General features: G+C 68.9%; 7 protein-coding genes. 2 read left to right on the plus strand and 5 right to left on the minus strand.

Features of this window, described 5'->3' with window-relative positions; all coding sequences use genetic code 11:
- Together JWR86_RS01960 and JWR86_RS01965 are read left to right on the plus strand one after the other, a co-directional pair.
- On the plus strand, positions 1-249 hold a 249-nt coding region (locus JWR86_RS01960; RefSeq protein ID WP_299559986.1), incomplete at its 5' end, for a cold-shock protein.
- A gap of 70 nt (positions 250-319) precedes the next feature.
- A complete protein-coding gene (locus tag JWR86_RS01965; RefSeq protein WP_299560006.1) occupies positions 320-718 on the plus strand; it encodes a DUF192 domain-containing protein in 399 nt (132 codons plus the stop codon).
- A gap of 6 nt (positions 719-724) precedes the next feature.
- Here JWR86_RS01965 and JWR86_RS01970 read toward each other — a convergent pair whose 3' ends face one another.
- The 5 genes from JWR86_RS01970 to JWR86_RS01990 all read right to left on the minus strand — a co-directional run.
- A complete protein-coding gene (locus tag JWR86_RS01970; protein WP_299559989.1) occupies positions 725-1,063 on the minus strand; it encodes an antibiotic biosynthesis monooxygenase in 339 nt (112 codons plus the stop codon).
- Between the two features lie 123 nt (positions 1,064-1,186).
- Positions 1,187-3,043, minus strand: a complete 1,857-nt coding sequence (locus tag JWR86_RS01975; protein WP_299559992.1) for an ABC transporter ATP-binding protein — start codon at positions 3,041-3,043, stop codon at positions 1,187-1,189.
- On the minus strand, positions 3,043-4,005 hold the full coding sequence (locus JWR86_RS01980) for an ABC transporter permease (protein ID WP_299559996.1): 963 nt from the start codon (positions 4,003-4,005) through the stop codon (positions 3,043-3,045). Before JWR86_RS01980 ends, JWR86_RS01975 begins: the two co-directional genes overlap by 1 nt.
- A complete protein-coding gene (locus JWR86_RS01985; protein ID WP_299560000.1) occupies positions 3,971-4,930 on the minus strand; it encodes an ABC transporter permease in 960 nt (319 codons plus the stop codon). The genes JWR86_RS01980 and JWR86_RS01985 overlap by 35 nt, the downstream gene beginning before the upstream one ends.
- A 67-nt stretch (positions 4,931-4,997) precedes the next feature.
- Positions 4,998-5,643 (minus strand): ABC transporter substrate-binding protein (locus JWR86_RS01990; protein WP_299560003.1); only part of this gene is annotated, 646 nt, incomplete at its 5' end.

A 5,643-nucleotide genomic window follows, 5' to 3' on the forward strand; every position in this document is an offset into this window, starting at 1 on the left:
ACCGTGGCGCCGACGAGCGGGCTCGAAGAGGCCACCGTGAAGTGGTTCAACCGGCTGCGCGGCTTCGGCTTCCTGACGCGGGGCGACGGCACGCCCGACATCTTCGTCCACATGGAAACGCTGCGCCACTACGGCATCGCCGAGCTGAAGCCGGGCGATCGCGTCCTGGTCCGCTACGGCGACGGCTCCAAGGGCACCATGGCGGCCGAGATCCGCCTCTCCAGCAGCGCGCTGCCGGCCTCCCACTAAGGGCATCGCCGTGCGGAGCGTCACCATGGGACGGCGGCTCGTCCTCGTCCTGCTCTTGGTCCTGGCGCCGATGGTCGCGGCCGCGCAGACCTTCGAGCCTCTGGCCGTCCTGACCGCCTCCGGCCCGCATCGCTTCCAGGTCGAAGTGGCCCGCAACGACGCGGACCGGGCCCAGGGGCTGATGTATCGGCGCAGCCTGCCGCCCGACCGCGGCATGTTGTTCGACTTCGCCCGCGTCGAGCCCGTGTCGATGTGGATGCAGAACACCTACGTGTCGCTCGACATGCTGTTTATTCGGCCGGACGGCACGGTCGCCCGCATCGCGCAGAGGACGGAGCCGCTCTCCACCCGGCAGATCCCGTCCGGCGAGCCGGTGCTGGCCGTGCTCGAACTGGTGGCCGGCACGGCCGAGCGTCTGGGCATCAAGGCCGGCGACAAGGTCGAGCACCCGCTGTTTCAGCGGCGCTGACGCGCCCTACGACGCCGCCTTCGGCTCCGTCTCCTGGCCGAGCGACTGCACGGTCTCGAAGCCTTCGAAATTCGGGTGGCCCGCATAGAGCGGCTTGCTGCTGGGCGCGCGGCTATGCGTCTTGCGGAATTGCTCGGAGCGGGTCCAGCTCTCGAAATCCGCCCGGCTGCGCCAGGTCGTGTGCGAGGAATAGAGGACGTGGTCCTCGGCCTCCGGCCCGCGCAGCAGGTGGAAGCTCACAAAGCCCTGCATCTCGGAGAGGTGGCTGTCCCGGTTCAGCCAGACCGCCTCGAACTCCTCCGTCGCGTCCTTGAACACCTTGAACCGGTTCATGGCGATGAACATCGTGCCGCTCCATCCAGAGCTCGCCAGGCGAGCGAAACGGGGCGACCCGCCGGTCGCCCGCACCATGGCCGGATATACGGAGGGTCGCGGCCGATGTCCTGCCCGCCGGAGCGACGGGCCCGGCTACGCGGCCCGAGAACTGTCCCGGGCGTCCCATTCCTCCCCCCAGCTCTGCACCATGTGGCCGGGCGAGACCTCGGACATCAGGCGCACGGGCGGCACGTAGTCCGGCGCCCGGATCGGACTGAGGATCTCGTCGTTTGACACCGCCTGCGGCTCGCGCCGCCGCCGCGGGTCGGGCACCGGCACGGCTGCCAGAAGCTTCCGGGTGTAGGGGTGCTGCGGATTGCCGAACACCGCCGCCCGGGGCCCGATCTCGACGATCTCGCCCAGATACATCACCGCCACCCGGTGGCTGACGCGCTCCACCACGGCCATGTCGTGCGAGATGAACAGGTAGGCGAGGCCCATTCCGGCCTGGAGTTCCAGCATCAGATTGATCACCTGCGCCTTCACGGAGACGTCGAGCGCTGAGACCGCCTCGTCGGCCACGATCAGCCGGGGCCGCACCGCGAGGGCCCGGGCGATGCAAATGCGCTGGCGCTGGCCGCCGGAGAATTCATGCGGGAAGCGCCCGGCCGAGGCGGGGTCGAGCCCGACCCGGCGCAGGAGCTCGGCCGCTTGGTCGCGGGCCTCCGTCCGCGAGGCGAGGCGGTTCACGAGCAGCGGCTCCGCGACGGCGGCGCCCACCGTCATGCGGGGATCGAGGCTGGCGAACGGGTCCTGGAACACGGTCTGGATGCGCTGCCGCCGCGCGCGCAGCGTCCGGGCGTCCAGGGCGAGGAAATCCTCCCCGTCCAGGAGCACGGTGCCGCTCTGCGGCTCGATCAGCCGCATCACCGACCGGCCGGTGGTGGACTTGCCGCAGCCGCTCTCGCCGACCAGCGCCAGCGTCTCGCCGGGCCGGATGTCGAAGGACACCTTCTCCACCGCGTGGACCCGTCCCCGCAGGCGCCCGAACAGGCCGCCCCGGATGTCGAAGCGGGTTGTGAGGTCGCGCACCTCCAGCACCGGCCGGGAGGAGGGCACGACCGTGTCGGGCGCCTCGGGTGCCTCCGCGATGGCGCCGGTGGCCCGATCCACGCGCGGGAAGGGGCGGGGATAGGCGCTCTCGCCCATCGAGCCGAGCTTCGGCACGGCGGCCAGGAGCGCGCGCGTATAGGGGTGGTCGGCGCGCTCGAAGATCTTGCCGGTCGGGCCGGTCTCGACGGCCTCGCCGTCCAGCATCACGACCATGCGGTCGGCGACCTCGGCCACCACGCCCATGTCGTGGGTGATGAACAGGACCGACATGCCCTCCTCCTCCTGGAGGAGCTTGATCAGGTCCAGGATCTGCGCCTGGATCGTCACGTCGAGCGCGGTGGTGGGCTCGTCGGCGATCAGGAGCTTGGGCCGGCAGGCGAGCGCCATGGCGATCATCACGCGCTGGCGCATGCCGCCCGAGAAGCGGTGCGGATAATCGTGCAGCCGCGACCGGGCGGCAGGGATGCGGACCTTGTCCAGCAGCCGCACCGTCTCGGCTTCCGCTGCGGCGCGCGACAGGCCGCGATGCAGCATCAGCGCCTCGCCGATCTGGAAGCCGATCGTCAGAACGGGGTTCAGGCTGGTCATCGGCTCCTGGAAGATCATGGCGACGCGGTCGCCGCGGACCCGTCGCATCTCCGACTCGGGCAGGCTCAGGAGGTCGCGCCCTTCAAGCAGCACCGAGCCTTCCACCCGGCTCGCCCCCGCAGCGGTGAGGCGCATCACGGACAGGGCCGTCACGCTCTTGCCCGAGCCGGATTCCCCGACCAGCGCGACGGTCTCCTTCGGGCCGATCTCGAACGACACGCCGCGCACCACCTCACGCCAGCCGAGGTCGGTCCGGAACGACGTGCGCAGGCCGGAGACGGACAAGACCGGGGCCGGGGAACCGCCCATCAGATTACCCGCCGCGGGTCGAGCGCGTCGCGCAGGCCGTCACCCAGGAAGTTGATCGACAGCACGGTTAGAAAGATCGCGCCGCCGGGGAACAGCGCCCAATGCGGCGCCACATCGAGATGGTCCTTGGCGTCGAACAGCAGGCGGCCCCAGGTCGGGATGTCCGGTGGAAAGCCGAGGCCCAGGAAGGAGAGGGTCGATTCGGCGATGATGGCCGAGGAGACCTCGATCGTGCCGGCCACGATCACCGGCCCGATGGCGTTCGGCAGGATGTGGCGCGTCACCTGGTGCCAGGTCGAGGCGCCCTGGGCCCGGGAGGCCTCGACGAACTCCTTTTCGCGCAGCGACAGGAACTGGGCCCGAACGAGCCGCGCCACGGGCATCCAGCGCAGGCCGCCGATCACCACGACGATCATCACGAAGACGCCGCCCTCGAGCCCAAACACGGCCTTCAGCGTGTCGCGGAAGAGGTAGATGACGAGCAGCAGCAGCGGCAGTTGCGGCAGGGACAGGAACAGGTCCGTCACCCACATCAGGACGGGGTCGAGCGTGCGCCGCGACATGCCGGCCAGGGCGCCGACCAGGATGCCGACCACCGTGGACACGGCCATGGCCGCGAACCCGACCGCGAGCGAGATGCGGCCGCCGTAGAGCATGCGGGCCAGGATGTCCTGGCCGAGATCGTCCGTGCCGAACGGGTGGGCGAGGGACGGTCCCTGAAGGGTGGCCGCGAAGTCGATCTCGTCGATCCGGACAGGCCAGAGCCAGGGGCCGAATACCACCCCCACGACCATCACGGCGAGGAGGACCGCGCTCGCGACCGCCAGCCGGTGGTGGCGGAACCTGCGCCAGGTTTCACGCCCCGGGGAGGTCGCCGCCACCGCTCCCGGCGGAGGGCCGGGCGGCGCCGCCGCCCCTCCACCCGCCTCAGCGGAAGGAGATGCGAGGGTCGAGCCAGCCATACAGGAGGTCCGCGATGAGGTTGAACAGGACGACGAGGCAGGCAAACACGAAGGTCACGGCCATGATCACCGGGGTGTCGTTGGCCAGGATGGCGCTGATCAGCAGCGATCCGATGCCCGGGATGCGGAAGATCTGCTCGGTCACGATGGCGCCGCCGAACACGGCCGGCATCTGCAGGGCGACCAGCGTCACCACGGGGATCAGCGCGTTGCGGGCGACGTGGCGCAGCGTCACGGCCCCTTCTCCGAGGCCCTTCGCCCGGGCGGTCGTCACATAGTCGAGCCGCACCACGTCCAGCACCGCCGACCGGACATAGCGGGTGTAGGAGGCGGCCTGAAAGAAGCCCAGCACGGAGACGGGCATGATCGCCTGCCGGAACATCTCCCAATACCAGCGCCAGCCCGTGGCCGCGATGTCGGTCCGGTACACGAAGGGAAACCAGTCGAGCTGGACCGAGAAGATCAGGATGAAGAGCAGACCCGTGAAGAACGTCGGCAGCGAGAAGCCGATGAAGGCGAGCGTATTCGCCACCTGGTCGAACACCGAATAGGGCCGCGTCGCCGCGAAGATGCCGACCGGAATGGCGATCGCGAGTGCCAGGATTTGCGACGAGCCGACGATGAACAGCGTCGTGGGGACGCGCTGCAGGATCAGATCATCCACGTCCACCCGGCTTGCGAACGAGAATCCCCAATCGCCCCGGAGCATGGCGGCGAGCCAGCGCAGGTAGCGCACCATCACGGGATCGTTCAGGCCAAAACTCTCCCTGAGGGCCTCGCGGACCTGCGGCGGGACATTCGGATTGGTCGCCATCTCCTGGAAGGGATCGCCCGGCGCGAGCGCCAGCACGGTGAACAGGATCAGGCTGATGCCGAGGAGGCTCGGCACGGCGATGAGCAGCCGACGCAGAAGATAGCTCACCATCGACCCGGTCTCTCCCGGCCGGCTGGATCTGGGCGGCGCGGCTTCCGGGCCGCGCCGCGCTCGGGGCTCAGACGCGATACCAGGCGGCGACGTTCCAGGTGTCCACGTCCCATCCCGAATGGTCGTGCATCAGGCTGTTGGCGGCGGCCGCCACCCGCGTCCGCGACAGCAGCGGCAGGATCACGTTGGCCTCGCAGAAGACCTCATTGACCTTGATCAGGAGCGCCGCCCGCTTGACCGGATCGAGCTCCTTCTGGGCCGCCCTGTAGGCCTCGTCCGCGGCGGGATCGGCGTAGCGGGACACGTTGCGGCCGAGCCACTTGTTGTCCTTGTTGGCGATTTCCCAGGAGACGAACTGGTTGAGAAAACGCTCCGGATCCGGCTGAGGCTGGGTCGTCGTGTACATCTCCATGTCGCAATAGAGCTTCGTATACGTGTCCGGATTGGCGACGTCGGAGGAGAAGAACACCGACGCGGTCACGGACTTGAGCTCGAGGTCGATCCCGGCGCGCTGGCAGGCCTGCTTGATGATCGCCTGCGTCTTCTGCCGGGGCGCGTTGATGGAGGTTTGGACGACGTATTTGAGCTTCTTTCCCTCCTTTTCGCGAATGCCGTCCGAGCCGCGCGTGTAGCCGGCCTCGTCGAGGAGCTTGTTCGCCTTCTCGATGCTGAATTCGTATTTGAGCTTGTCCGATTTGAACTGCTTCGGCTCG

The organism is Enterovirga sp. (assembly GCF_028290205.1).
Classification (GTDB): Bacteria; Pseudomonadota; Alphaproteobacteria; order Rhizobiales; family Beijerinckiaceae; genus Enterovirga.

Bases quoted from the DNA above. Each gene is read 5' to 3' on its own strand.
- JWR86_RS01985 (WP_299560000.1), bottom strand. From the start codon at position 4,930: ATGGTGAGCTATCTTCTGCGTCGGCTGCTCATCGCCGTGCCGAGCCTC.
- JWR86_RS01970 (WP_299559989.1), bottom strand. From the start codon at position 1,063: ATGTTCATCGCCATGAACCGGTTCAAGGTGTTCAAGGACGCGACGGAG.
- JWR86_RS01980 (WP_299559996.1), bottom strand. From the start codon at position 4,005: ATGGCTGGCTCGACCCTCGCATCTCCTTCCGCTGAGGCGGGTGGAGGG.
- JWR86_RS01965 (WP_299560006.1), top strand. From the start codon at position 320: ATGGTCGCGGCCGCGCAGACCTTCGAGCCTCTGGCCGTCCTGACCGCC.
- JWR86_RS01975 (WP_299559992.1), bottom strand. From the start codon at position 3,043: ATGGGCGGTTCCCCGGCCCCGGTCTTGTCCGTCTCCGGCCTGCGCACG.